The organism is Planctomycetaceae bacterium (genome assembly GCA_039680605.1).
Taxonomy (GTDB): domain Bacteria; phylum Planctomycetota; class Phycisphaerae; order SM23-33; family SM23-33; genus JAJFUU01.
This window is the reverse complement of sequence record JBDKTA010000034.1, coordinates 1-24,779: the sequence shown is the minus strand read 5'-3', so window position 1 is coordinate 24,779 and position 24,779 is coordinate 1. Positions and strand designations below refer to the sequence as shown.

Below are 24,779 nucleotides of genomic sequence, written 5' to 3'. Positions count from 1 at the left end.
CTTCCGTATTCCAGGTTTTCTTTGTCCACTTGACCGCTTGCCAGAGTCCAATGACCAGCGCCGCAAGCGACAGCACGGCCCAGTCACTGATGCGACCGCCCGAGCCGCCGCCACTGCACGGACATTGGGCCAGTAGTTCGATCATTTCAGCAGGCCCTTGATAGCCTCGACGTCGGGCACTTTTCCGACGGCCTTCACTTGCCCGTCCACCACCAGTGCAGGGGTCATGATCACGCCCATGGCCATAATCGCGTTGAGGTCGGTGACCTTCTCGACGGTGTAGTCGACGCCGAGAGCCTTGGCCGCCGCTTCGGCGTTCTCGGCCAGTTTACGACATTTGGGGCATCCGGTTCCGAGTATCTGCAGCTTCATGAGCAGCATCCTCCCTTGAGCTTGTCGGCCAGCAGTTCGCGGGCCTTGGCGACGATCTTGCTCACCTGTTCGCTCGTGCAGCGGACGCCCTTGGTCTTCTCGATGCCCAGGTCGGTTACCCTTATATACGCGTAGTTTTCGATGCCGGCCTTGTCGAAGACCTTCTTGGCGCAGTCGACGGGGCAGCCGTCGACGACGAGATTGACATCCGCGTCGCGGGCGGTCTGGCGCATGCCGTCGATGCCCGCGCCGATCCCGGCCAGGCAGAACATCGTGCCGTCGCCGGCGAACATCATCTCGCGCACCGCCAGATCCGCCGCCTCGGCAACGTTGGCCCCGCCGGAGCAGGCGTACAGCAGGACGGTCTTCTTGTCTTTCGAGCAGTTGCAGTCGGCCATGGATGTCTCCTCAAAATAGCGTGCCATAAATCAGGCCGGAGATCGTGGCCATCACGACCACCAGCGTCACAAACACGATGGTCTTTCGCACGCCCAGGATGCCGGCGATGACCAGCATGCTCGGCAGCGACAAGGCCGGTCCGGCCAGCAGCAGCGCCAGGGCCGGACCTTTGCCCATTCCCGCGCCGATGAGCCCCTGGAGGATCGGCACCTCCGTCAGCGTGGCGAAGTACATGAACGCCCCGAAGATGCTGGCGAAGAAGTTCGTCCACAGCGGCCATATCGCGCGGACCAGCGACTCGAACGCGCCGCCGCCCCAGCCGCTGATCGTCAGGAACGCGTCGGGCCTGTCGCCGACGAGCATCTCGACGTACTTGCTGGGGATGAACCCTTCGTGGTCGGGCCGGCCCAGCAGGAAGCCCGCCACCAGCACGCCGATCAGCAGCAGCGGCAGAATCTGCAATGCGAACGTCCAGGTCGAATCGAGCCACTGCTCGCCTTCGCCTTTGCTCGTGGCCAGGACCACCGCCAGGCCCGCCACCGCCGCCGTAAAGGGAACCAGCACCCACAGCCCGCCCATCGGCAGCAGCAGTGCCAGCACAGCGGGGGCAACAGCCGCCAGCAGAATCTTCCACCACGCAATGCCCAGCCAGAGCACCAGGATCAGGCCCAGTCCCGCGGCGAAGGCGGCTGCGACGATCCACTTGTGCTGCCAGATGTTCGTCCAGACTCCGGCAACCGGGGCCATCACGTCGATCTGAGACTTGTCGAACTGAAACTCGATGCCGGATTGTTCGCCGGCAGTGTGTTTGAGCGTCAGGGTCGGGCTGTCGAACTCACCACCGCGGAGGATGGCGGCCTGGAAGTGGCGGCCGTCTTTGGTGGCGAACTCGAAATCGTTGGGCGCCCCCCAGTTGGCGAAGACCAGGACGCCGATCATGGCGGCAAAGAAGACGGCGTTCTTCCACAACGGGCGCGAAACCTCAGGCTCGGGCATGGCCAACTGCCCGTTGGCCTTGGCGATCTCCTCGCGGCGATAGATGAAGTGCATGGCCAGGCCGATGACGATGCTGAAGCCGATTGCGCCGACAGCCCGGGCGATGCCGATCTCGAGGCCCAGAATGCGGGCGGTCAGGATGATCGCCAGGACATTGATAGCCGGACCGGAATACAGGAACGCGCTGGCGGGGCCCAGGCCGGCGCCCATCCGCCAGATGCCCGCGAACAGTGGCAGCACGGTGCAGGAGCAGACGGCCAGGATCGAGCCCGAAACGGCCGCCACGCCGTAGGCGAGCACTTTGTTGGCCCGCGCCCCGAGGTACTTCATGACCGACGCCTGGCTGATGAAGACGCCGATGGCCCCGGCGATGAAGAAGGCCGGCACCAGGCACAGCAGGACGTGCTCGCGGGCGTACCAGCGGGCCAGGTGGAGAGCTTCGGTCAAACCGCCCGTGAAACGCGGCCAGTCAACCGGCAGCCAGAAGAACAGCGCAAAGACGCCCGCCAGGACCAGCAACTTCTTCCATTGTGACCGCCAGTCAGCCATAAATATCCTTCGTGTGGCTATGTGAACAGATAGTCACGAATATCATCAAAAAAAACTCATGAGTCTGCCAACGCCTTGGCGTCATTGTGAACTTTCTGGCGGACCAGGTCCGTCACGCACGACAGGAAGTTCAGCACGCAGGGCGTGGTGAGTTCATAGATCATCTTGAGGCCGTCCTTGCGGACGCTCAGCACGCCGGCGCTGAGCAGGACCGCCAAATGCCGCGAGACGTTGGACCGCTCGGCCCCGACGCGCGTGGCGATATCGCAGACGCACATCTCGCCGTCCTTGAGCAGTTCGACGATCGCCAGGCGGATCGGGTGCCCGATCGCCTGGAAGATGTCGGCCTTCATCTGCAACAGTCGTTGTTCATTGCGAGTCATCATTGTTACTATGTGAGTATATACTCACGGACATTCAGACTACAACATAAATATTTTCGTGGACGTGATCGTGTTGGGCGTTAGCAGCGGGGCTTGCCCCGCGCGGTTGTTCAGCATCGAAAACGCGCGGGACAAGCCCCGCCGCTAACAAAACAACAACGCGATAGGAAGAAATCACCGCGCCAACAAAACGTTACCGCAGCGTGGGCATTTCGGTCACGCGGAGTTTCGGGCAACCGTAGGGGACCAGCGTCAGTTCTTCGAGCGGCTGATCGGAGGCGGCGGGGCTGGGCGGCGGCACGTCGGCGGCGTTGTGCAGCAGCACCCATTCGGGCACGCGGCGGCCGCGAACTTTCGCCGTCAGCGGCGGATGATCGATGCCGAAAGGCACCTCGCCGGGTTTGCCCGGCGTGACCTGCACGTCGGACTCGATCGTCGCGCCGGAGACGTCCAGCGCGTAGTTCCACGGCGTGGTCGGGAAGAGCTGGTAGTCGGGATGGCCTTCGATGCCGCCGCCGGCTTTCCAATACGTGCCCACCGGCAGGGTCAGCACGAGCGGGCCGTAGTGGATCGCCGCGGCGTTGTTGAACCGCCGTTCGAGGCGCGGCTGGGCGGGGAACTTCATCTCGATCTTCGTGCGGCCGCTCCACGTGCGATCGATGCGGTGATAGGTTCCGCCCTGGACGCTCTGGCCGTCGATTGTGGCGCCGCGCGTCCACATCGGCACGCGCAGCAGCAGGGGGAACTTCGCCGGTCGATCCGTCTCGACGTGCAGGGCGATCTCGCTGCCGAAGGGATAATCGGTCTGCACTTGGAGTTTCACGGCCGCATCGCCCAGTTGCGTCTGCACGGTGCAGGGGGCGTACGACACGGCCGCCAGGCCGCCATCGGGCGTCTTCATCCACAAGTGGCTGACGAACTTGGGCCAGCCCTGGTGCATGTCGGCGGTGCAGCAACCGAAATTCGTCTCCAGCCCGAAGCAGTGGGCGCTGGCGCCGTTGGTGGCGAAGGGCCGATCCTCGTGGCTGCGGATGAGCACCTGGTTGGCCTGCTGGTCGTACTGGCGGGCCACCATGTCGTCGGTGAACGGCGCGGGCAGCGCGTTGAAGGCGATGCGCTCGAGGCGGTCGGCCAGCGCCGGCTCGCCCAGCACCGACATCAGCACCTCCAGCGAGTACATGTACTCGACGACCGCGCAGGTCTCGGTGCCCTGGGAGGGATTGAGGCCGGCATAGTGCTCGTCGCCGGTGAACAGGCCGGTGGCCTGGCCGTGATAGCGGTCGAGCGTCTCGAGCAGATGCGCGACGGAGCGGCGGTCGCCGTCGTCGTGGCTCTGGCGGTACCAGACGGCCGGCGTCTTGACGGCCATCGCGTTGTTCACCACGTGCGTGAACTGGCTGAAGGCGCACGTCTGGCGGTCGAAGAACTGGAACGCCGAGAAGTGCGACCGCCAGTCGTATCCCTGGGCGGCCGCCAGGGCGGACAGTTCCAGCAGCCACGCCTCGCCCGTTCGGTCGAAGAGCCACTGGGCGCTGACGACGAGGTCGCCCCAGCGGCTCTTGCCCCAGTCGCGCAGGGGGCGCTTGGGAAGGACGTCGATCATGGCCTTGAGCCCGCGCTGCAGGGCCGTCAGGGCCCGCGGCTCGCCGGTGGCCTCGTGCCATTGCGTGAGGACCTTGAAGACGATGAACAGCGGCCAGACGTCCTGGTCTTCGTGCGGGCGGTGCTTGTGCGGGCCCAGGAATCCGCTTTCCTGCTGGTGATCCAGGATGTGCCCGACGTATCGCCGTGCGACGCCGAGCAGCCGTTCGTCGCCGAGCTGGAACGCCAGCGGCACCAGGCCGTCGAGCCAGTACGGGCAGCGCTCCCAGCCTTCGGCGTCGCCGCCGATCCACCCGCTGTCGCGGATGTCCGGCCAGAACTCATGCAGCGTGCCGGTGAGGCCGTTGGCCTGGATGCGAAGTTGTCTTTCGAGCCATCCTGCCGGTCGGATCGCGCCGAGGGGCAGGGGTTGAAAAGTCAGGGGGAGGAGTTTGCTCATTCTCAATATCCTATCTGCAATATCCGACATCCAATATCTTCCATTCGTTTGCGGTCGGTGCGGAAAAACCGCGCGGAGCAAGCTCCGCCGCTAACATGAGTAATCGAACGTCCTGCGGTTTTCCATATCCGATATTGCATATTGCATATCGGATATTTCACACACCGGAGAACGCGCTGAAACCGCCGTCGACGGGGACGACGATTCCGGTGACGAACTTCGAGGCGTCGGAAATGAGCCATACCAGTGTGCCCATCAGTTCGTCAGGCTCGCCATAGCGGGCCATCGGCGTGTGGGCGAGGATCTGCTGGCCGCGGGGGGTCGGCTGACCGGTCTTCTCATCGACCAGCAGAAAGCGGTTCTGCCTGGTCAGGAAGAATCCCGGGGCGATGGCGTTGACGCGAATGTCCGCGGTGTGGTTCTGGCACATGTATGTCGCCAGCCATTGGGTGAAGTTGCTGATGGCGGCCTTGGCGGCCGAGTACGCGGCGATGCGCGTCAGCGGGCGGAAGGCGTTCATCGACGAGACGTTGATGATGACGCCGCGCCCGCGCTGGGCCATGTGTCGCCCGAAGACCTGGCTGGGGATCAGCGTGCCGATGCAGTTGAGGTCGAAGACGGCGCGGAAGGCGTCGGTGGGGATGTCGAAGAACTCCGACTGCGGCGGCACGCAGGTGGCTTCCTTTTTGTTGCCGCCGGCGCCGTTGATGAGCACGTCAACGGGCCCGAGCGTTTCGACCACGCCGGCCAGCGCCTGCTCGGCCTGGGCCTTGTCGAGCACGTTGAGCACGACGGGCGCAGCCGTGCCGCCGGCGAGGCGGATCTCGTCGCAGACGGCCTGGGCGCGGGGGGCGTCGTAGTGTCCGACGGCGACCTTGGCGCCAAGTTCCGCCAGGCGGACGGCCATGTGCTTGCCCAGCACGCCGGCCCCGCCGGTGATGACGACGACTTTGCCGCGAATGTCGAACAGGTTAGTCATGATTGGCTCTTATGCGTTATACGTGCTGGCGGTCGTCGAGCCGCCGGTGCCGGTCCAGTTGGTGTGGAAGAACTGGCCGCGCGGCTTGTCGACGCGTTCGTAGGTGTGGGCGCCGAAGTAATCGCGCTGGGCCTGGAGCAGGTTGGCTGGCAGGCGCTCGCAGCGGAAGCCGTCGTAGTACGTCAGCGCCGAGGCCATTGCCGGCACCGGCACGCCCAACTTGACAGCCTTGGCGACCACGCGCCGCCAGGCGCCCTGGGCCTTGCCGACGGCGCTCTTGAAGTACGGCGCCAGCAGCAGATTGTCCGGGGCCTTGCGCTTCGAGTACGCCTCCTTGATGCGCCCGAGAAACTGGCTGCGGATGATGCACCCGCCGCGCCACATCAGGGCGATCCCGCCGTAGTTGAGGTCCCACCCGTACTCAGCCGCCGCCGCGTGCAGGAGCTGATAGCCCTGGGCATAGGAGCAGATCTTGCTGGCGTAGAGGGCTTGGCGGATGTCGTCGATGAACTTCGCGCGGTCGCCGCTGAAGGCGCCTTTGGGCCCGCGGAGTTTCTTCGAGGCCTCGACACGGTGCTCCTTCATCGCCGAGAGGCATCGGGCGAAGACCGCCTCGCTGATCAGCGTCAGCGGCTGGCCGGTGTCCAGGGCGCCGATGACCGTCCACTTGCCGGTGCCCTTTTGCCCGGCGGCGTCGAGGATCAGGTCGACGATCGGCTGGCCGGTCTCGGCGTCGGTCTTGGCCAGGATGTCGCGCGTGATCTCGATGAGGTAGCTGTCGAGGTCGCCCTGGTTCCACTGGGCGAAGACCTTGGACATTTCGGCCGGGGCCATGCCCATGCGTTTGAGCAGGTCGTAGGCCTCGCAGATGAGTTGCATGTCGCCGTACTCGATGCCGTTGTGGACCATCTTGACGAAGTGCCCTGCGCCGCCCTGTCCGACCCAGTCGCAGCAGGGCTGGTCGTCGTCGACCTTTGCGGCGATGGACTGAAAAATGTTTTTGACGTGCGGCCAGGCGGCCGGCGAGCCGCCGGGCATGATGGACGGGCCGTGGCGGGCGCCTTCCTCGCCGCCGGAGACTCCGGTGCCGATGTACAGCAGGCCCTTGCTCTCGAGATACTTGCAGCGGCGGGCGGTGTCCTGGAAGTTGCTGTTGCCGCCGTCGATGATGATGTCGCCTTCGCTCAAATGGGGCAGGAGATGCTCGATGAACTCATCCACCGGCGGACCGGCCTTGACCATCAGCATCACGCGGCGCGGCGGCTTGAGGGCGGACACCAGCTCTTCCAGCGAGTGCGCAGCGATGACCTTGGTTCCCTGGGCCGCTCCGGAGACGAAATCGTCAACCCTCGAGACGGTGCGGTTGAACACGGCGACGGTGAAGCCTTTCTCGTCCATGTTGAGCACGAGGTTCTGGCCCATGACGGCCAACCCGATCAGTCCGATATCTGCCTGGGGCATTGAGGTTCTCCTTCGCACTGAGACCGGCAGGAAATGATAGGGGATGGGGCGGTGAAATCAAGTTGTGAGTTGTGAGTAGCAGGGCCGGTGCGGCCTTTCGACTCTCACCTCTAACCTCTAACCTTAACCTGACGGAGGAGGTGAGAGGTGAGAGATCGCAGCAGGAAGGTCTTACTCGCAACTCACAACTCACCACTCACAACTTTTCCTCGGCTGCCATTGTGGCGACGGCGGCATGTTGTTATGCTTCCCAGCCTGTAAGCCTGTACCTTTAAGGAGCGCATAAATGGCCATTCCGATCGGCATTCAGCTTTATAGTGTTCGCGATCAGTTGTCGAAAGACTACGCCGGGACAATCCGCGCCATCGCCAAGATGGGTTACAAGTACGTCGAGCCGGCGGGTTTTCCCGGCACGACGGTGGCCGAGGCGGCAAAGCTGTTCAAGGACCTCGGGCTCCAGGCGCCGATGATGCACTGCGGGCTGCCCGTCGGCGACGGCTGGCAGGAGACCGTCGAGACTGCCAAGCTGCTGGGCGTGCGTTACGTGGTTTCCGGCGCCGGTCCGGGCGACTTCGCGTCGCTGGAGAAGATCCGCGCGATGTCCGACCTGTGGAACCAGGCGCACCAGAACATCGCCCCGCACGGCCTGACGCTGGGCTACCACAACCACTGGTGGGAGATGGACGACCTGCAGGGACTGCCGGCGTACAAGGCGTTCTACGACAGCCTCTGGCCGCAGGTCGTCGCCGAGATCGACACGTACTGGGCGATGGTCGGCAAACGCGAACCCGCAGCCGTGATCACCGACCTCGGTCAACGCGTCAAGCTGCTGCACATCAAGGACGGCCCGGGCGTGACCGGCAAACCCATGACGGCAGTCGGCGCCGGAACGATGAACTTCGCCCCGGTGTTCGCGGCCGCCAAGCATGCCGAGTACGCCATCGTCGAACTCGACGAGTGCGCCACCGACATGATGGAAGCCGTCAAGCAGAGCTACGAGTACCTTAAGAGCAGCGGTCTGGGCAAGTAGCGGTGGCACAGGCTTTCCAGCCTGTGACCAGTGGGTGCCGTGGCGCGCAGGGCCGAAGGCCCGGAGAGCCACGATTGCTTGGGCGCAGTCGTGGCTGTCGGGCTGAAGCCCTCCCGCCACGGCACCCCATGTAATTTGTGGCACAGCCTGGAAAAGGCCGTGCTACCAACAGGTGAATCATGGCCAAGCAGCGTCTGATGGCGGCCGTCACGGGTGACGGGCGGATCATCACGGTGACGCAGGATATTCCTGCGATCAAACCTGGCTCGGTGCTGGTAGAGACGAAGGCGTCACTGGTCAGCCCGGGCACCGAGTTGAACGGTTGGCGGTCGCTGGCGGCCGCCAAGGCGGACCCCAAGCCCCTGGCGCAGCCCAAGACGTTTGGTTACTCCAGCGCGGGCGTTGTGGCGGAGGTTTCGGACGGGGCCCAGGAGTTCAAAGTCGGCGACCGCGTAGCGTGCGTCGGCGGCGGATATGCGCCGCATGCCACCCACGCTGTCGTGCCGCACAACCTGTGCGTCGCCCTTCCCGACAATGTCACCTTTGAACAGGGCAGCTACGCGATGCTGGCCGCAACGGCGATGCACGCCCTGCGCCGCGGCGAGCCGGTGTTCGGCGAGTATGTCGCCGTGGCCGGGCTGGGGTTGCTCGGCCAGCTCGCCGGGCAGTTGCACCATCTTGCCGGCAACTACGTGATCGGTTGGGACACCATCGCCTTTCGGACAGAGGTGGCGCTGCAGGTCGGTTTCGACGCGGCTGCCACGGTGGGCAAAGATGACGAAGTGGCCGCTACCAAGGCCTTCACCGCCGGTCGCGGGCTCGATGCCGCCGTGCTGGCCTTCGGCGGCGACGGCAACGCCGTCATGCGCAGCCTGCAGCAGACGCTCAAGGTCACGCCCGACGGCCACACCATGGGCAAGATCGTTGTGGTAGGCAATCCGTCGTTCGATTGGCCGTTCCGCGCCAGTTCCAATGCCGAGGTCCGCCAGGCCGGTCGCACCGGTCCTGGCTATCATGACGAGCTGTGGGAATACGGCGCCGCGTACCCGGGCGTCTACATGCGATGGAACACGCGGACGAATCTCGATCTGTGCATGCGGCTGATCTCGCAGCGACGTCTCAATGTCGATGCCCTGACGACGCACACGATCCCGTTGGCCGATGTCGAGCAGGGCATCGCCGCGATCATCAGCGAGCCGGATCGCATTCTGGGCGTTGTCTTCACGATGTAGTGAGAGCAAAAGTCGAAATTCGAAATTCGAAATCCGAAATTCGAAACAAGAAGATAAAGACCAAACGACAAAAACAAAATAGAACAATTTGCTTTTTTGTTTGTTGTTTGTTTCGGATTTCGGATTTGAGTATTCGGATTTGCTTTCCTTGTTGTTTGCTTCGGATTTTGGATTTAGATATTCGGATTTGTTTCTTACCCGGAGGTGCTCGGTGAGTCGAGAAGCAACGATCACGCTGGTGCCCTACGAGCCCGTCAATGGCGAGCTGAGCGACCGTCTGGACAAGACCCTCGATCGCATGAGCGAGCACGTCGCCCAGGCGGCGATCGTGTGTTCGGACCTGGTGGCGTTTCCCGAGATCTGCGCCTACCTGGGCACGGCCAAGTGCTGGGTATTCGAACCCCTGGACGGGCCTACGATCTCCGCGATGCGCAAGGCCGCCCGGCGGCATTCGATCTACGTCGTCATCCCGCAGGCGACGATGGACGGCTCGAAGCGGCGCAACAGTTCGGTGCTGATCGACCGCCAGGGCGAGATCGTCGGCGTCTATCACAAGAACGTTCCCACCCACGGCGAACTCGACATGGGGATCATCCCCGGCACCGAGACGCCGGTGTTCGAGACGGATTTCGGCCGCGTCGGACTGACCATCTGCTTCGACCTGAATTATTGGGAAGTGGGGGCCGGGCTCTGCGCGGAAAAGGCCGAGCTGGTGATCTGGTCGTCGATGTGGCAGGGCGTGCGCATGATGAGCCGCTGGTCCATCGAGTTCGGGTTCTACATGGCCGGCGTCTACGGTGGCGCCGCGTCGTTCATCGACCTGGCCGGGCGGCCCATCAGCAGCCTGGTCCGCAACCACAGTTGGAGCGGCCGCGCACCGCTGGCGACGGCCAGGCTCGACCTCGACCGCCGCCTGTTGCACCACGACAAGAACGCCGGCCGCCTGATCGAACTGTTCGCCAAGTACGGTCCGACGGCGGCGTACACCGAGTGGCTGAACGAGGAATGCCTGTTGCTGCTGCGTTCGCAGCTTCCCGGTCGCAGCACCGATGACCTGATCGAAGAGTTCCACTTTGAGCCGATGCGCGACTACCTGGCGCGCGTTCGCCGCGACCGCGGCCGAGCCCTGACGGGGACGTATCCCTTGAAACAGTAATCAGTAAGCAGAAAACAGTAATCAGTGAGCAGTAATCGGTAATCAGCCAGTAACGGGGAGTTGCTGTTTACTGGTTACTTTTCACTGATTACTTTTCACTGATTACTGCTTACTTCCGTCTATCGCCATGATGTCCAAGGAACGAATCCTGAATACCATCCGCGGCCGGGCGGTCGACAAGGCTCCGGTGTACCATCTGCAATTCTCCGGCCATGCCGCGTCGGTCATCCTCGGTCGGGCGGATGTCTGCATCGGCGGGGCGCACAATCAGTGGCTGGAAATGAACGCCCTGTGCGCCGGACCCGACGCCCACGCCGAGTTCGTCGCCCGCTGCGAGAGCGACGCGGTGGCCATCACGAAAGCCTGCGGGATGGACTTGCTGCGCCTGGGGTACTGGCGCTGGGGCCTCAAGCCCGCCCAGAAGCTCAGCGACGACACGTTCCTCTTCGACGGCGGCCAAGGGCAGTCGTTCACGATGACCTACAACCCCCAGACCGAACTGTTCACCCGCACCGACAGCGGCGCCGCTGCCGGGCCGCCAGGGACCTTCGTCCAGCCGCCCACAGAAGAAGAGTTTTCCCGCCAGGTGCAGGCCGCCCAGGAGCAGGCCGCCAGCTATGCGCCGCCCAAGGGACCCGACGAGAAGCTCCAGGCGACGATCCGGAAGTATCCGGACTACCTGGTGCGCCACGGCGGGGGCACGGTCTACGTCGACATGCACAACGCCTCCAGCCTCATGTGCGCCGCCCTCTACCCGGACCTGTACGCGCAGTTGCTGATGGCCCGGGCGAAGATGTACGCCGCGGCCGTGCCGGCGATGGCGATGGCGGGGCTGGAGGTCAACATCGCCGGGATGGACTTCTGCTCGGCGCAGGGGCCGACGATCTCGCCCGAGCTGTTTCGCCGCGTCGTCTCGCCGGCGCTGAAGAAGATCGTCGACGCGTGCCACGAATGCGGCATGTTCTACTTCTACACCAGCGACGGGAACTTCTGGCCGTTGGCCGACGAGATGTTCGACGTCATCGGCGTCGACGGCTGGATGGAGACCGACGCCAGCGCGGGCATGGACCTGCGGCGGCTGCGGCAGCGGTACCCGCGCGTCACGTTCCAGGGCACCATCCGCGTGCAGGTGCTCCACCGCGGAAGCATCCGCGACGTCAAGCGCGAGACGATGGAGTGCCTGGCCGTCGCGCACGACTGCGGCGGCGTGATCGTCGGAGCGTCAAACCTCATCATGCCCGGCACGCCGCCGGAGAACATTCTGGCCATGCTCAGGACTATCGAAGACAATCGCTGATCCGGTGGCACGGTCTTTCCAGGCTGGGGGGCCACAGGCTGGAAAGCCTGTGCCACCAGGACAGGAAGGAATAGCCATGAACGAAAAAGTCAGTTTTACCGTATTTACTAAACCCTGGCCGAAGCTGGCCCCGGCGGAACTGGCCGCCTTCGTCAAGAAGATGGGCTTTGACGGCATCGAGATGCCGGTGAGGCCCGGTTACCCCGTCACGCCCGAGAACGTGGGCAAGGCCCTGCCCGAGGCGGCGCGCATCATGGCCGACCACGGCGTGCGCATCGGAACCGTCGCCGGACCGACGGACGAGCCGACGATCGCCGCCTGCGCGGCCGCCGGCGTGCCGATCATCCGCATCTGCGTGGGCATCGCCCGCGATACGGACTATCTCTCGGGTATCGCCGCCCAGCAGAAGCAGTGGGAGGCCATGATGCCGATGCTCGAGCGCTACGGCGTGGCCATCGGCGTGCAGAACCATTGCGGGCGGTACATTGCCAACGCGATGCAGATTCACCACGCCATCAGCCAGTACGACCCGCACCAGATCTGCGCGGTCTGGGACGCCGGGCACAACGGCCTCGAGGGCGAACAGCCCGACCTGGCGCTGGACATCGTCTGGTCGCACCTGCGCGTGGTGAACCTCAAGAGCGCGATCTGGCAGGGGCAAGCGCCCGATGAAAACGGGCAGGTTCTGTGGCGCAGCATCTGGACGACCGCCCGGGCCGGCCGGGCGAACTGGCCCTGGGTCGCCCGCGAACTGGTCCAGCGCGGATTCGTCGGCGATATTTGTCTGACGGCAGAGTACAGCGATCATGATCACGTCGACGAACAGATAGGCGAAGACATCCAATACGCCCGGGCGCTTTTCGAGCGGCCGGCGTGAGATGGGTCGATTTGCAGCCTCGTTTGAAAAGCGGTCGCGGCGGAGATATCACGCGGGATTTGCCAGAAAGACTTGACCGCGGTGGTGACGGGCGCTAGTATCTTACGTCATAGTTTACAGGGGAGGATAGGAAGAGGAATAATGCCGAACATTCTGAAAGTGCTTAAGGAAGAAATCACTCGTCTGGCCCGCAAAGAGGTGAAAGCGGCGGCTGTGCCGTTGCAGAAGGAGACCGTGCGGCTCAAGCGTGTCGCGGCGTCGCTGAAGCGGCGGATATCGGCCTTGGAGCGCCAGAATCGCATTCTGCACAAGCACGTCGCGACGTCTCCGGCAGCCAAGGGCGGTCCGGTCGATGAGAAGAGCCTCGATCGGATGCGCGTGACGGGCAAGATGATGTCTCGCCTGCGCGTCAAGCTCGGCCTGACGCAGGCGGATTTCGGCAGATTGCTGGGCGTTTCCGGACAGCAGGTTTATCAATACGAACGCAAAGAAGGCTCGCTGCGCCTCCGCAAGGAGACGCGGGCGATGCTGGCCAAGGCCCGCCAGATGGGCAAGCGCGAAGCCCGCAGCGCCCTGGGCCAGAAGTAAACCCCAGAGGGCGCATTGGCTGGGTGGCATGACGACACGCGTTGTTCAGCGGGTCGCCATGGGCGTGCGCGGGCATTCATGGCGATGCCACCGAAACCTCTCAAGCGACCCTTGCCGGGCGGTCGATATTGATCCAGGCAAGCATCCGTTCGGCCAGGATGGCCGGATTGAGAGGAGAATGGATTGGCCTGTCCCGATCTGGGCGAGCACCTGATACCCTTCCTGGACTATCTGCAGGCCGAGTGCGGTCTGTCAGCCAATACCCGTCTGGCGTATCAGAACGACCTGACGATGTTCCTGGCGTACCTGCGCGAGCGGGGCGGCTGCGGGTCGGCCGACCTGCAGACCGCGGCGATCGAAGGATTTCTCCGCTGCCAGCGACACGCCGGATATGCCGTTTCGTCGATCTGCCGCGAGCTGGCGGCCGTCCGCATGTTCTGCCGCTACCTGGCGATGCAGCGCATCGTCGATCGCGACTGCTCCGAGAGCATCGACCCGCCGCGCAAGTGGAATCGCCTGCCGACGGTCCTGGACCCTCGCAGCGTTGCGACGCTGCTGGATTCCCCCAACGCGGACATGGACGCCTTCGCCCTGCGCGACCGGGCGCTGCTGTACCTGCTCTACGCCGCCGGCTTGCGGGCCAGCGAAGCCGCCTCGCTCCAGACGACCGGCGTCAACTTCAACGTCGGGGTGCTGCGCGTCATCGGCAAGGGCAGCAAGGAACGCGTCGTGCCGGTGGCGGCTTCGGCCCTGGCGGCGGTGCGGGAGTATCTCGACCGCGGGCGAGCCCCGCTGGCGCGTGACGGCGGCGACTGGCTGTTTCTCTCGCGCAGCGGCAAGTGCATGTCGCGCGAGGACGTGTTCTACGTCATGCGCAAGTACTCGCGGCGCGTGGCGCTGCGGGGCAAGGTCAGCCCGCACACGCTGCGACATAGCTTCGCCACCGACATGCTCTCGCGCGGCGCCGACCTGCGCAGCGTTCAGGAGATGCTCGGCCACGCCGATATCTCCACCACGCAGATCTACACCCACGTCGACGCCGCCCGCCTCAAGGCCGTACACAAGAAGTTTCATCCGCGGGCGTGACATCCTTCGCTTGATTCTCCCGCACATTCCCCCCCCGGGCTGCGGCGTTACACGTATAATAGAGGCCCCCTTGACAGGCTGCGGCGGAGGTTCTATGGTTTGGCCTTTTCCACAGCAGTTGGAGACGTTCCATGCGAGACGGTGATCTGACATCCGCCGACGTGGCCGCCCAGGCGGCCGGCAGCGACCTGATGCGCCGAGAGTGGGCGCCCTGCCGGTACAACTGCCCCGTGCATGCCGACGTGCGGGCGTATATCGAACTGGCGGCCATGGGCCGCTGGCAGGACGCCATCGACGTCATCCGCGAGGCCCTGCCCTTCGCCTCGGTCTGCGGGCGCATCTGCCATCATCCCTGCGAAGGCAATTGCCGCCGCACGGAAGTCGACGAGCCCGTCGCCATCCGCGAGGTCAAGCGGTTCGTCTCCGAGCGCCAGGGCGCCGCCGGCGCCACTGTCCACAAGGTCAAGCAGGACCGCGCCAAGGTCGCCGTCATCGGCGGCGGACCGGCGGGCATGGCCGCGGCGCTGGACCTGGCCAAACTTGGCTATCGCCCGACAGTGTTCGAGAAGCAGCCTGTCGCCGGAGGGATTCCCGTCTCGGCGATTCCAAAGTATCGCCTCCCGCGCGACGTGCTCCAGCAGGACATCGACTGGATCTGCGCCCACGGCGTAGAAGTGGTCAAGAATTGCACCATCGGCAAGGACAAGACCATCGCGCAGTTGATGAAGGACGGCTTCAAGGCCGTCGTCGTCGCGACGGGCCTGTCCACCAGCCGCATGCTCCCGCTGCCCGGGGCGAACAACCCGCGCGTGTTGCCCGTGCTGGATTTCCTGGCCGCGGCCGCCTTTGACCGCCCCGTCGACATTGGCAAGAACGTCGTCGTCATCGGCGGAGGCAATGTGGCGATGGACGCCGCGCGCACAGCCGTGCGGTACGGGGCCACCCAAGTCCGCTGCGTGATGCTCGAGACGCACGAGGAAATGCCCGCGTTTTCGTGGGAGGCCCGCGAGGCCGAGGAAGAGGGCGTGGCGTTCGTACATCGCCGCGGACCGGTCGAGGTGGTGACCAGCGGCGGCAAAATCACGGGTCTGAAGACCCGCGGCGTCACGCGGGTGTTCGACGAGCAGAAGCGGTTCGCCCCGGCGTATGACGATGCCGACGTGCAGACCCTCGAGTGCGACACGATCGTCTTTGCCATCGGCCAGGCGCCGGACTGGGGCTTTGCCCAGGGCAGCGGGCTCGATGTGGTCGACGGGCGGCGGCTGACGTTCAACCCCGCCACTCAGCAGACCAACGTCGAGGGCGTCTTCGCCTGCGGCGAGATCGTCACCAAGCCCGGCTCGGTGGTCGAGGCCTGCGCCTCGGGCCAGCGGGCCGCCAAGGCCGTGGATATGTTCCTGTCGGGTCGCGCGATCGCCATCGACGACGCGCTGCCTCCGGCGATCGAAAAGATCGACGCCGAAACCGCGGCGCTAGTCAAGAAGGTCGCCCGCAACCCCGTGCCGACCGAGCCGCCCGAGATTCGCAACAAGGTCTGGACCGAGACCGATCACAACTACTCGGATGACGCCGCCCTGGCCGAGGCCCGCCGCTGCATGTCCTGCGGCGCCGGCGCCGAGGTGCTGGTCGACAAGTGCGTCGCCTGCCTGACGTGCCTGCGCGTCTGCCCGTTCGACATTCCGGTGGTGACGGACGTCGCGCGGATCAGCTCGGCCCTGTGTCAGGCCTGCGGGATGTGCATTGCCGAGTGCCCGGGCAACGCCATCATTGCACGCGGCTGGGACACGCAGGCGCTGGTTGACCACACCAAGTCCGAACTGGCCTCGATGAGCGGGCCGCGAAAGATCGTCGCCTACGTCTGCGGGCATCACAGCCCCGCAGCCGCCTGGGCCGGCACGCTCGAGGACAAGATCGCCGGCGTGGCGGAGATTTATCTGCCGAGCATGAGCCGCCTCTCGGCAGCCGAGATGCTCCACGCCATCGAGAACGGCGCCGACGGCGTGATCGTGGTCTCATGCACCAGCGGGGCCGACCGCTATCCCGGCGCGACCGAGCGAGTTCACAAGCGCGCCGCGCAGGTACAGCAGTTGCTAAAAGACATCGGCCTGTCGCCCGACATGGTGCAGGTCGTCGACGCCGCCGACCAGGGCCGCACCGCCATGCGAGAAGCGATGGCCGCCGCGGCTGATAAGATCAAGACATAGAAGGACCATTATGGAGTGCGGCAGCCTTAGCTGCCGCTTTGGCAGTTTCTCGGTACCGAACAACTTCCAAAGCGGCAGCTATGTCTGCCGCACTCCAAAGGGCCCGATTTCAGGAGCTAGAAATGATCGTTGCTGAACGCAAACCGATGGACGAGATTCTCCAGATGCTCCTTCCGTACAAGAAGGTGCTCGTGCTGGGCTGCGGCGGGTGCGTGGCGGTCTGCCTCACCGGCGGCGAGCGCCAGGCCGAAGTGCTGGCGACGCAGCTTCGCATGGCCGCCAAGGCCGCGGGCAAGGAGATGACCGTCGAGTTCGACTGCATCACCCGCCAGTGCGAGAAGGAGTTCTTCGCCAACCTCAAGAAGCCCCTGGGCGACTACGACGCGGTGCTGTCGATCGCGTGCGGGGCGGGCATCCAGTACAGCGGCGAGCAGGCCCCGGCCACCCCCGTGCTGCCGGGCATGAACACCACGTTCCTGGCCAGCAACGTCGCCAAGGGCATCTGGGAAGAATACTGCCGCGGCTGCGGCGACTGCATGCTCGGCTGGACGGGCGGGATCTGCCCCGTGGCCAAGTGCTCCAAGAGCCTCGTCAACGGCACCTGCGGCGGGACCAACAAGGGCAAGTGCGAAGTCAAAGCCGACATGGACTGCGGCTGGCTGCTGATTTACAAACGACTCAATGAGACCGGGCGCCTGGACGAGTACCGCAAGCTGCGTGCAGCCCCGGATTATCGAAAAGACCGCGGCAACGGCGTGCGCCGGATGGTGCTGGCCGAGATGACCGACGACCAGGAGAGCAAGTAATGACCGCACCCGTGAGCAAGTTCCAGGCCGACCTGCTGGCAGGCAAGTTCGTTTTCACCGGCGAGATCGGCCCGCCCAAGGGCGTCAACATCGAGCCGGTCATCCATGAGGCCGTCGAGTATCTCCACAGCGGAATCGTCTCGGCGGTCAACGTCACCGACAACCAGACGGCCGTCATGCGCGCCTGCTCGATGGCCGGGGCCAAGCTGCTGCTGGACAAGGGCATCGAGCCGGTGCTGCAGATGGTCACGCGCGACCGCAACCGCATCTCGCTGCTGTCGGACGTCCTGGGCGCGTACACCCTGGGCGTGCGGAACGTCCTGGTGCTCACCGGCGACCACGTCACCATGGGCGACCACCCGCAGTCCAAGCCCGTCTACGACCTCGACTCGGTCGGCATGCTGATGGCCATGAGCAAGCTCGAGGCCGGCACCGACCTGGGCAAGGACATGAAGGGCAACGACAACAAGCTCGACGGCGTGCCGACGTTCTTCAAAGGCTGCTGCGTCACGCCCTGCGCCGACGAGGTCGAGCCGCAGATCATCAAGCTGGAGAAAAAGGTCGAGGCCGGCGCGCAGTTCGTCCAGACCCAGGCCGTCTACGAGCCCGCGGCGTTCGAGAAGTTCATGAACAAGATTCAGCACCTCAAGATCCCGGTGCTGGTGGGCATCGTGATGCTCAAGAACGCGGGCATGGGCAAGTACATGAACAAGTCGGTCCCGGGCGTCGTCGTGCCGGACTGGATCATCCAGAAGCTCACCGACTGCGCCAAGGAAGACCGCGAGAAGGTCTCGATCGAGATCTGCGCCCAGCTCGTCCGCGAGATGAAGGACATGTGCCAGGGCACGCACTTCATGACGCTGGGATGGGACCACTGCGTCCCGGCGATCATCCAGCAGGCGGGACTGGCGTAACAACCGCGATCGCGGATTTGGGATTGCGGATTACGGATTAGAGCGCGATGTCGCGCGTGGGCTTGAGAATCGCCTGCGGCGAGGCGTCAGTTCGGACGCGCCTGTGTCCGCTTGCTCGCCCGATAGACCGCCCCGTCGCTCAGGCAGGCCTGAAGATCTAATTTGACGTATCCTGCCAATTCCGCCACCGGCATGAAATCTTCCGGCGCAGGTTCCACCCAGATCACCCGCAGGGTCCCGAAGCGATCCAGCGCGTGACCGAAATCATCAAGCGATGCGGTGCGGATGTCGTTCCGCGAGCGGTACCCGCTGCGGCGGGGCAGGTTGATGCATGGTTGCCCCGTCACGTGCCAGACCAGTTCGGGATAGTTGCTCGCCTGCATGGTTCCGTCGTCTGCGCGGGCGGCAGCATACTGAAGCAGCGGCGACTGGCGGTAACGCTGGTCGTTGTACCCCAAGCCCACCTGGCGGCTCCAGTTCACGATGTAGGCGGCGTAAAGAGATTGGATTTGGAACATTCCGGCGCTTGCGATGACGAAGGCGGCCACCGCCACCGCACCCCGCCGCGATAGGCCCAGGCCCGCGATCATGCGGCCGCACGCGATCGCCGTCGCGGAGATCACGATCGGATACACCGGCGCCAGGTACCGAGTCGAGATCGGCTCGACCGCGGCGAGCGAGGCGGCTGCTATCACGTAGACGACGTAGACGATGGTCAGCAAGTACGCCGGCAGCAACGATGCGCCCACCGACGCCGGCGCGCCGGGAGAGTCGTCGGGCCCGCTGAGCCGACGCCGCATGAGGATCCCGGCGACGGGCAGAGCTGCCACCAGCGCCAGGAAGACGGCCATAGCCGCCTCGGCACTGATATAGGATGACCCGTTGCCCGGCAGGAAACCGCGGGCGAGCGTCGCCCCGGCATCGAGAAAATTCTCGCCCAGGGTCGCCGCCGCCGGCGGGCGGGGGCCTGTGAGCGTTCCCGTCAGCACGTAATTGCGTACCAGCCATGCCGCCGGAATCGCGCAGGAGCCGGCAAGAAAGACCCCGCCGCGGCGAAGCTTGACGCTCCAGGGCTGCCTGCGGTTGATCAGCAGCAGCAGGACCGCCACCAGCGGCAGCACCACGCTCATGTACCGCAGCATGAACGCGGCGGTGATCGCGCACGCCAAGGCCGCCAAAGGCCCCGGCGACAGGTCTTTCAGCAGCGTGTCGGCAAAGTACAGGAAGACCATGACCGCCAGAATGAACGCCGTGTCCGACAAGGCATAGCACGCCGTCTCCAAGAGCATTGCCGAGGCGTAGATCAGCCACGCCGCAGCCACGGCGGCGAGCATCGATCGCGAGTGCCTGTAGACAAACGCCGCCGAGACCAAAACGATGGCCGCCATCGCAATGGCGTTGATCCATCGCGCCGCCGCGTCGGGCGCCACGCCCAATGCAGCCGCCCCCGCCAACGCGGCGGGGTATCCCGGCGGCCACAGCGCGCAGGGGTTGGCGCTGCAGCCCCATCGGAACCCGTGCCCGCAGGCGAGCTGGCGACTGATGCTGATATAATGGACGCTGTCGGAGGTGATGCCCGGGCCACGCGGTTCCGTGGCGCCAAGAACTCCCGCCGCCGCCGCTATCGCCAATGCGACCGGGATCGCCATCGCCAACCAGCGGAGACTTGCCGGCATTTGGTAATTTGCTTTAAGCACGGGCAATTAGTATAGCCTTTAGCGGCGGGGCTTGCCCCGCGCGTTCTGCAGTGCGATCTGCCTTACGCGCATCCTGGAATCAGGGAAGAAACCGCGCGGAACAAGTTCCGCCGCGGAACGCCGGCCCGCGCCAGCAGTCCACCATTCTATCAGTTCGTTTTTCCCCACTATGCGTTTGCCTTCGCACAGGCAATGGTGTTGCGCAGCAGGATCGCCACCGTCACCGGGCCCACGCCGCCGGGCACCGGCGTAATGGCGCCGACTTTGTCCTTGGCGGAGTCGAAGTCCACATCGCCGACAGTGATCATCGCCGGCTTGCCCTTGTCGTTGAGGACGGGGTTGCCTTCAGCGTCCAGCGCCTTGGGGATGCGGTTGATCGCCACGTCGATCACGATGGCGCCGTCCTTGAGCATGTCGCCCTTGATGAGGCCTTTGAGGTCCGGCAGGGGCGGGTTTTCGCCGGCTTTCTTCTTGCGGCTGTACGCGTTCCAGCGCACCTGCGGCACGCCGGTGGCCACGAAGACCACGTCCGCGCGGCGGGTGTGGAACGCCAGGTCCTTCGTCGCGACGTGGCAGACGGTGACGGTGGGGCTTTCGCTGAGGCTCTGCAGCAGGATCGCCGCGATGGGCTTGCCGACGATCTCGCTGTGTCCGACGACGACCACTTCCAGCCCGGCCAGGCTGCCGGCGGTGGCCTTGAGCAGCTCGACCGCTGCCGCGGCGGTGCATGGCGAGACGATCCCGCCGCCGTAGAAGAGCTTGCCCATGTTCGCCGGACCCATGCCTTCGACGTCCTTGGACGGGGCGATGGTCTGCTGCACCAGGCGCGCGTCGATCTGCTTGGGGAAGGGCATCAGCAGCAGCAGGCCGCTGATCGAGCGGTCGGCATTGATCTGCTGCACCCGCGCCAGCGCGTCGGCCTGCGAAATGTTCTCGGGCAGTTCGATCAGCTCGTAGTCGATCCCGGCGGCCGCGCACTGCTGGGCCTGGCTCTTGGCGTACATCTTGCTGGGGGCGCTGTCGCCGATGAGCAGGGCGGCCAGCTTGGGCTTGTTGCCCGCGGCGGTCAGGACCTGGGCGTCGGCGGCGACCTGTTCGAGCATCTTCGCGGCTAAGGGTTCTCCGTCAATAATCTTCGCGGGCATGTCAGTCCTCTTTTCCTTCGCTGAGTATCTTCCGCAAGGCGTCGGCCTTGGCGGCGTCTATCGTTCCCTTCTTCAGGGCCAGTTCAATCGTTCGTAATCCGGCGGCGCGGTACAGCGCCAGCGTCGCCCCCGGGTGCCGTGGCGGGAGGTCCGAAGGACCGACAGCCACGACCGCCTGCCGAAGCGCCGCCACATGCCGCGCGACCGTCGCCACATCGCCGCGGGCGATCGGGCCCGTCAGGGCGGCTGCCGGTCCCATCGCAGCGTTGTTATCCAGCGTCGCCTGAACCAGCGGCAGCAGGGCGGTTGCGGCCAGCTTGGGGTCGACCCCCGCAGCGGCCATCAGCTCCAGCCCGCACTCCAGCAGGGTCGTCAGGTAGTTGCAGGCCATGACGGCCGCGGCATGGTATAGCGCCTTGCCGCCGCTGTCCATGACAACCGCCTTGCTGCCGATGCGGGCGGCGAACGCATAGAGAGCCTCGACCGCCGGCGCGTCGCCCTCGCAGAAGCAATACGCCTTGGGCAGCGTCTCAACAGCGGCCTCGACCGTCGGAAACGTCTGCAGCGGATGCATCGAGCCGACATGACAGCCGCATTGCTCTCGCGCAGAAATCAGAGCATCGCTGCCCAGCGCCCCGCTGCAGTGAGCTACCACAGCGCCACTCTTAAAAGCTTTGGCATCGGCAAGCTGATTGCAGAGTGGCTCAATGGCGTCGTCATTCACCGTCAGCAGAACCAGTTCCACAGGAGGGATCGCCTCGCCCCGCCGCACAAGCGCGACGCGCAAACCACTAATGCTTGCCAGTGCGTTCAGCGCCGTCCCGACCTTGCCCGCGCCGACAATTGCGATGTCGAATGATTCGGCCATGAATCGTCCAGTATCGCCACAAGAGCGTTGGCGTCAAGCGCAGCCTTTGGAGTGCGGCAGCCTTAGCTGCCGCTTTCGCAGTTTTTGGAATTGAGAAACTTCCAAAGCGGCAGCTAAGGCTGCCGCACTCCATATTACTTCGCCGCCAGCGGGTGCGCTTTGTCGTAGACTTCCTTCAGACGCGTCGTTGTCAGGTGCGTGTAGATCTGCGTGGTCGAGAGGCTCGCGTGGCCGAGCAGCTCCTGCACGCAGCGCAGGTCCGCTCCGGCGTTGAGCATGTGCGTGGCGAAACTGTGCCGCAGCGCGTGGGGGCTGATGTTCAGCGGAATCCCCGCGATCAGAAGGTACTTGTCCAGCTTGCGACGCACCGAACGGTCCGTCAGGCGCTGGGCGCTGCGGTTGACGAACAGCGGCCCGTGCTCGGCGGCGCCGAACTCGCCCGTGCGAGCCTTGAGCCATGCATTGATCGCCTCGATGGCCTTGCTGCCCAGCGGCACGAGGCGCTCCTTCTTGCCTTTGCCGCGGATGCGCAAGGCTTCGGAGAACTCATCGAGGTCTTCGATGTTCAGCCCGCACAGTTCGCTGATGCGCAGACCGGAGGAGTAGATCGTCTCAAGAATCGCCCGGTCGCGGGCGCCCAGGAAGGTGTGCGTGTCGGGGGCGGTCAGCAGGGCGTCGATCTGCTGCACGTCGAGGCACTTGGGCAGACGCTTATCCTGGCGCGGCGTGCGAACGACGCTGACCGGCGAGGCCTGCAACTGCCCGCCCCGCACGAGGTACTTGTAGAAACTCCGCAGCGAAGCGAGCTTGCGGGCGGTGGTGGCCTTGGAGTACTGACTGTTGCGCAGCATCGCCAGGTACGCCCGCACCGTCACGGGCGTGACGGCCAGCAACTGGTCCCCCATCGCCGCCGGGGGCACGTCCTGTGGGGCGGGTAAATCCTCTGCCGTCAGGACGGCAGTGGGATCGGCGGCCCGGGCGGCCAGGAAGCAGCAGAACTGCGTCACGTCAGCCAGGTACGAGCGAACGGTGTGCTCGGAGAAATTGCGCTGCTTGGCGATGTAGTCCAGAAACTGCCGGATGAGAGGTAGATCGTGCATTTGGCCTTCCATGGCCGGGCCGCACGGGGCGGCTAGGTTTTGCTCTGCATGATAGCCGAGGCCGCCGCCATCTCGACGACGCCCTGGGCCACCTGGAAACTCAGCGACGCGGCGTCCATCCAGTCCAGGGTACACTGCTCGTCGTCGGCCAGGCGCATCAACTCGTCGATGATCTGGTTCTCGCTGCCGGGGGCGTACGTGAAGAGGTAGGTGTGGCCTTGCTTCTCCAGACTCAACGTACGCTTGATGGACATCGCCCAACTCCTGAAATAGGTCAGCGGCGACCGCTGACCACGTAGGAGTTATCGGACGAAAACCGGCGCACCTGCAGTTTAAGTGGCTGCACACGGACCATTCAGGCGTGATATACTCATAGAGTGGACGACCTGAGCGACCATGACGATCTGATACCCGAGCCCGCACCGGAGCCGCCTGAGGCATCTCCGGCCGCCGAGCTCGCGCCGCCGGCCGACGCGCCGGACTACCCGCAGCCCGCGCGCCCGCTGGCGCGCATGGACGAGGCGGACGAGGACGACCCCGAGGAGGCCGGCGGTCCGCGGATGAGCCTCGGCGAGCACCTCGAAGAGCTGCGCCGCCGCCTGATCTGGGCGATCGTCGGCCTGGCCGTGGCGATGGGCGTCACGCTCTGGTGGGGCAACTGGCTGCTGACATTCCTGCGAAAGCCTTTCGACGACATCATGCGCTCGCTGCACAAGGACCCGGACTTCATCACCCAGACGCTGGTCGAACCGGTGTCGATCTATTTCCAGGTGTGCCTGGTGGCCGGTCTGGTGCTGGCGGCGCCATGGATTTGCTGGCAGCTCTGGAAGTTCGTCGCCGCCGGGCTGTACAAGCGCGAGCGCCGGTACGTGTATTTTTCGGTCCCGTTCTCCGCGGCGCTGTTCGTCACAGGGGCCCTGTTCTTCATGTTCGTGATGGCCGAGCCGATGTACCGATTCCTGATCTGGTTCGCCGACCAGATCAACGTTCGGATGATGCTCCGGCTGGACGATTACATCGACTTTGTGACCTGGACGATGGTGGTGTTTGGCCTGTGCTTCCAGCTTCCGCTAGCCGTGCTGGTGCTGGCCAAGGTCGGCCTGGTGAGCGTGAAGAGCCTCAACAAGTACCGCCGCCACGTGGTGGTAGCCGTGCTGGTGGTGGCCGCCATCGTGACCCCGTCCCCCAGCCCGCTCGACCAGCTCATGCTGGCCATTCCCATGCAGCTCCTGTACGAACTAGGCGTGCTGCTGGCGTGGCTGCTGGTGGAGCGAAAAGCCAGGCGGGAAGAGATCGCAGCAGGGTAGTCAAGATTCCGTCGGCAGTTACGATGAGGTTCTCCGCTAATCCAGATATTTCACCGCGGAGATCGCAGAGGCCGCAGATATGTTTAGATGGAAAAGACTTGCAGAAAATTACGGAAGCGGGCCGCATGGACAGTCTGTTTTTTCGGATTAAGGCCGACGGCGACGTTAGAGCAAGTCACGAACACATCTAGCGCCCTCTGAAGAAGTTGTGTATGCTTGGGTCAAGCATGGAGGCTTGAAATGAAAGCATACTCAATGGATTTACGTAAGCGTGTGTTGGCAATGTGCGACG

General features: G+C 64.6%; 23 protein-coding genes. 11 read left to right on the top strand and 12 right to left on the bottom strand.

All coding sequences use genetic code 11. The annotated features are described in order from the left end of the window. Positions 1–141: 141 nt before the first annotated feature. The 7 genes from ABFD92_10155 to gnd all read right to left on the bottom strand — a co-directional run bounded on the left by ABFD92_10155 (position 142) and on the right by gnd (position 7,180). A complete protein-coding gene (locus ABFD92_10155) occupies positions 142–372 on the bottom strand; it encodes a thioredoxin family protein (protein MEN6504892.1) in 231 nt (76 codons plus the stop codon). After that, positions 369–770, bottom strand: a complete 402-nt coding sequence (locus ABFD92_10150) for a putative zinc-binding protein (GenBank protein MEN6504891.1) — start codon at positions 768–770, stop codon at positions 369–371. Before ABFD92_10150 ends, ABFD92_10155 begins: the two co-directional genes overlap by 4 nt. A gap of 10 nt (positions 771–780) precedes the next feature. Next, a complete protein-coding gene (locus ABFD92_10145; GenBank protein MEN6504890.1) occupies positions 781–2,316 on the bottom strand; it encodes a permease in 1,536 nt (511 codons plus the stop codon). A gap of 56 nt (positions 2,317–2,372) precedes the next feature. Further along, the gene (locus ABFD92_10140; GenBank protein ID MEN6504889.1) at positions 2,373–2,669 is read right to left on the bottom strand and encodes a metalloregulator ArsR/SmtB family transcription factor; all 297 of its coding nucleotides are present in this window, start codon (positions 2,667–2,669) and stop codon (positions 2,373–2,375) included. 223 nt (positions 2,670–2,892) lie between these two features. Further along, the gene (locus ABFD92_10135) at positions 2,893–4,740 is read right to left on the bottom strand and encodes a beta-L-arabinofuranosidase domain-containing protein (GenBank protein MEN6504888.1); all 1,848 of its coding nucleotides are present in this window, start codon (positions 4,738–4,740) and stop codon (positions 2,893–2,895) included. Between the two features lie 157 nt (positions 4,741–4,897). After that, a complete protein-coding gene (locus tag ABFD92_10130) occupies positions 4,898–5,719 on the bottom strand; it encodes an SDR family oxidoreductase (GenBank protein ID MEN6504887.1) in 822 nt (273 codons plus the stop codon). A 9-nt stretch (positions 5,720–5,728) separates the two neighbouring features. After that, positions 5,729–7,180 carry a decarboxylating NADP(+)-dependent phosphogluconate dehydrogenase gene (gnd, locus tag ABFD92_10125; protein MEN6504886.1) on the bottom strand — a complete coding sequence of 484 codons (1,452 nt, stop codon included), beginning with the start codon at positions 7,178–7,180 and terminating at the stop codon, positions 5,729–5,731. 286 nt (positions 7,181–7,466) lie between these two features. Here gnd and ABFD92_10120 point away from each other — a divergent pair, with 286 nt between their 5' ends. The 10 genes from ABFD92_10120 (at position 7,467) to ABFD92_10075 (ending at position 18,370) form a co-directional block, all read left to right on the top strand. Then, a complete protein-coding gene (locus tag ABFD92_10120) occupies positions 7,467–8,210 on the top strand; it encodes a sugar phosphate isomerase/epimerase (GenBank protein MEN6504885.1) in 744 nt (247 codons plus the stop codon). Between the two features lie 179 nt (positions 8,211–8,389). Beyond that, complete coding sequence (locus ABFD92_10115; protein MEN6504884.1) at positions 8,390–9,442, top strand: zinc-binding alcohol dehydrogenase; 1,053 nt, start codon at positions 8,390–8,392, stop codon at positions 9,440–9,442. A 211-nt stretch (positions 9,443–9,653) separates the two neighbouring features. Then, a complete protein-coding gene (locus ABFD92_10110) occupies positions 9,654–10,598 on the top strand; it encodes a carbon-nitrogen hydrolase family protein (GenBank protein ID MEN6504883.1) in 945 nt (314 codons plus the stop codon). A 130-nt stretch (positions 10,599–10,728) separates the two neighbouring features. Further along, entirely contained in the window at positions 10,729–11,895 is a 1,167-nt protein-coding gene (locus tag ABFD92_10105) for a uroporphyrinogen decarboxylase family protein (protein MEN6504882.1), read from the top strand. Positions 11,896–11,971: 76 nt separating this feature from the next. Further along, positions 11,972–12,772 carry a sugar phosphate isomerase/epimerase gene (locus tag ABFD92_10100; GenBank protein ID MEN6504881.1) on the top strand — a complete coding sequence of 267 codons (801 nt, stop codon included), beginning with the start codon at positions 11,972–11,974 and terminating at the stop codon, positions 12,770–12,772. Positions 12,773–12,913: 141 nt separating this feature from the next. Next, positions 12,914–13,360, top strand: coding sequence for a helix-turn-helix domain-containing protein (locus tag ABFD92_10095; GenBank protein ID MEN6504880.1), 447 nt, complete (start codon positions 12,914–12,916; stop codon positions 13,358–13,360). Between the two features lie 183 nt (positions 13,361–13,543). After that, on the top strand, positions 13,544–14,446 hold the full coding sequence (locus ABFD92_10090) for a tyrosine recombinase (GenBank protein ID MEN6504879.1): 903 nt from the start codon (positions 13,544–13,546) through the stop codon (positions 14,444–14,446). A 131-nt stretch (positions 14,447–14,577) separates the two neighbouring features. Next, entirely contained in the window at positions 14,578–16,650 is a 2,073-nt protein-coding gene (locus ABFD92_10085; GenBank protein MEN6504878.1) for an FAD-dependent oxidoreductase, read from the top strand. Between the two features lie 122 nt (positions 16,651–16,772). Further along, positions 16,773–17,456 carry a methylenetetrahydrofolate reductase C-terminal domain-containing protein gene (locus ABFD92_10080; GenBank protein MEN6504877.1) on the top strand — a complete coding sequence of 228 codons (684 nt, stop codon included), beginning with the start codon at positions 16,773–16,775 and terminating at the stop codon, positions 17,454–17,456. Then, a complete protein-coding gene (locus tag ABFD92_10075) occupies positions 17,456–18,370 on the top strand; it encodes a methylenetetrahydrofolate reductase (GenBank protein ID MEN6504876.1) in 915 nt (304 codons plus the stop codon). Before ABFD92_10080 ends, ABFD92_10075 begins: the two co-directional genes overlap by 1 nt. An 86-nt stretch (positions 18,371–18,456) precedes the next feature. On the opposite strand, the gene ABFD92_10070 is transcribed toward ABFD92_10075, so the two are convergent. The 5 genes from ABFD92_10070 to ABFD92_10050 all read right to left on the bottom strand — a co-directional run bounded on the left by ABFD92_10070 (position 18,457) and on the right by ABFD92_10050 (position 23,434). Next, positions 18,457–20,046, bottom strand: coding sequence for a hypothetical protein (locus tag ABFD92_10070; protein MEN6504875.1), 1,590 nt, complete (start codon positions 20,044–20,046; stop codon positions 18,457–18,459). 188 nt (positions 20,047–20,234) lie between these two features. Further along, positions 20,235–21,212, bottom strand: a complete 978-nt coding sequence (locus ABFD92_10065) for a bifunctional 5,10-methylenetetrahydrofolate dehydrogenase/5,10-methenyltetrahydrofolate cyclohydrolase (GenBank protein MEN6504874.1) — start codon at positions 21,210–21,212, stop codon at positions 20,235–20,237. A gap of 1 nt (position 21,213) precedes the next feature. Beyond that, positions 21,214–22,080 (bottom strand): Rossmann-like and DUF2520 domain-containing protein, encoded by an 867-nt coding sequence (locus ABFD92_10060; GenBank protein ID MEN6504873.1) that lies wholly within the window; start codon positions 22,078–22,080, stop codon positions 21,214–21,216. 134 nt (positions 22,081–22,214) lie between these two features. Then, positions 22,215–23,180, bottom strand: a complete 966-nt coding sequence (xerC, locus tag ABFD92_10055; protein ID MEN6504872.1) for a tyrosine recombinase XerC — start codon at positions 23,178–23,180, stop codon at positions 22,215–22,217. Positions 23,181–23,212: 32 nt separating this feature from the next. Beyond that, positions 23,213–23,434, bottom strand: coding sequence for a hypothetical protein (locus tag ABFD92_10050; protein ID MEN6504871.1), 222 nt, complete (start codon positions 23,432–23,434; stop codon positions 23,213–23,215). A gap of 123 nt (positions 23,435–23,557) precedes the next feature. Here ABFD92_10050 and tatC point away from each other — a divergent pair, with 123 nt between their 5' ends. Beyond that, complete coding sequence (tatC, locus tag ABFD92_10045) at positions 23,558–24,487, top strand: twin-arginine translocase subunit TatC (protein MEN6504870.1); 930 nt, start codon at positions 23,558–23,560, stop codon at positions 24,485–24,487. Positions 24,488–24,779: the final 292 nt, after the last annotated feature.

Excerpts from the sequence above, each read along its gene's own strand:
- ABFD92_10120 (MEN6504885.1), top strand. The coding sequence starts at position 7,467 with ATGGCCATTCCGATCGGCATTCAGCTTTATAGTGTTCGCGATCAGTTG.
- ABFD92_10065 (MEN6504874.1), bottom strand. The coding sequence starts at position 21,212 with ATGCCCGCGAAGATTATTGACGGAGAACCCTTAGCCGCGAAGATGCTC.
- ABFD92_10085 (MEN6504878.1), top strand. The coding sequence starts at position 14,578 with ATGCGAGACGGTGATCTGACATCCGCCGACGTGGCCGCCCAGGCGGCC.
- ABFD92_10100 (MEN6504881.1), top strand. The coding sequence starts at position 11,972 with ATGAACGAAAAAGTCAGTTTTACCGTATTTACTAAACCCTGGCCGAAG.
- ABFD92_10145 (MEN6504890.1), bottom strand. The coding sequence starts at position 2,316 with ATGGCTGACTGGCGGTCACAATGGAAGAAGTTGCTGGTCCTGGCGGGC.
- xerC (MEN6504872.1), bottom strand. The coding sequence starts at position 23,180 with ATGCACGATCTACCTCTCATCCGGCAGTTTCTGGACTACATCGCCAAG.
- ABFD92_10135 (MEN6504888.1), bottom strand. The coding sequence starts at position 4,740 with ATGAGCAAACTCCTCCCCCTGACTTTTCAACCCCTGCCCCTCGGCGCG.
- ABFD92_10050 (MEN6504871.1), bottom strand. The coding sequence starts at position 23,434 with ATGTCCATCAAGCGTACGTTGAGTCTGGAGAAGCAAGGCCACACCTAC.
- ABFD92_10115 (MEN6504884.1), top strand. The coding sequence starts at position 8,390 with ATGGCCAAGCAGCGTCTGATGGCGGCCGTCACGGGTGACGGGCGGATC.
- ABFD92_10105 (MEN6504882.1), top strand. The coding sequence starts at position 10,729 with ATGTCCAAGGAACGAATCCTGAATACCATCCGCGGCCGGGCGGTCGAC.
- ABFD92_10095 (MEN6504880.1), top strand. The coding sequence starts at position 12,914 with ATGCCGAACATTCTGAAAGTGCTTAAGGAAGAAATCACTCGTCTGGCC.
- ABFD92_10075 (MEN6504876.1), top strand. The coding sequence starts at position 17,456 with ATGACCGCACCCGTGAGCAAGTTCCAGGCCGACCTGCTGGCAGGCAAG.
- ABFD92_10080 (MEN6504877.1), top strand. The coding sequence starts at position 16,773 with ATGATCGTTGCTGAACGCAAACCGATGGACGAGATTCTCCAGATGCTC.
- ABFD92_10130 (MEN6504887.1), bottom strand. The coding sequence starts at position 5,719 with ATGACTAACCTGTTCGACATTCGCGGCAAAGTCGTCGTCATCACCGGC.
- gnd (MEN6504886.1), bottom strand. The coding sequence starts at position 7,180 with ATGCCCCAGGCAGATATCGGACTGATCGGGTTGGCCGTCATGGGCCAG.
- ABFD92_10060 (MEN6504873.1), bottom strand. The coding sequence starts at position 22,080 with ATGGCCGAATCATTCGACATCGCAATTGTCGGCGCGGGCAAGGTCGGG.
- ABFD92_10150 (MEN6504891.1), bottom strand. The coding sequence starts at position 770 with ATGGCCGACTGCAACTGCTCGAAAGACAAGAAGACCGTCCTGCTGTAC.
- ABFD92_10155 (MEN6504892.1), bottom strand. The coding sequence starts at position 372 with ATGAAGCTGCAGATACTCGGAACCGGATGCCCCAAATGTCGTAAACTG.
- ABFD92_10070 (MEN6504875.1), bottom strand. The coding sequence starts at position 20,046 with ATGCCGGCAAGTCTCCGCTGGTTGGCGATGGCGATCCCGGTCGCATTG.
- ABFD92_10140 (MEN6504889.1), bottom strand. The coding sequence starts at position 2,669 with ATGAAGGCCGACATCTTCCAGGCGATCGGGCACCCGATCCGCCTGGCG.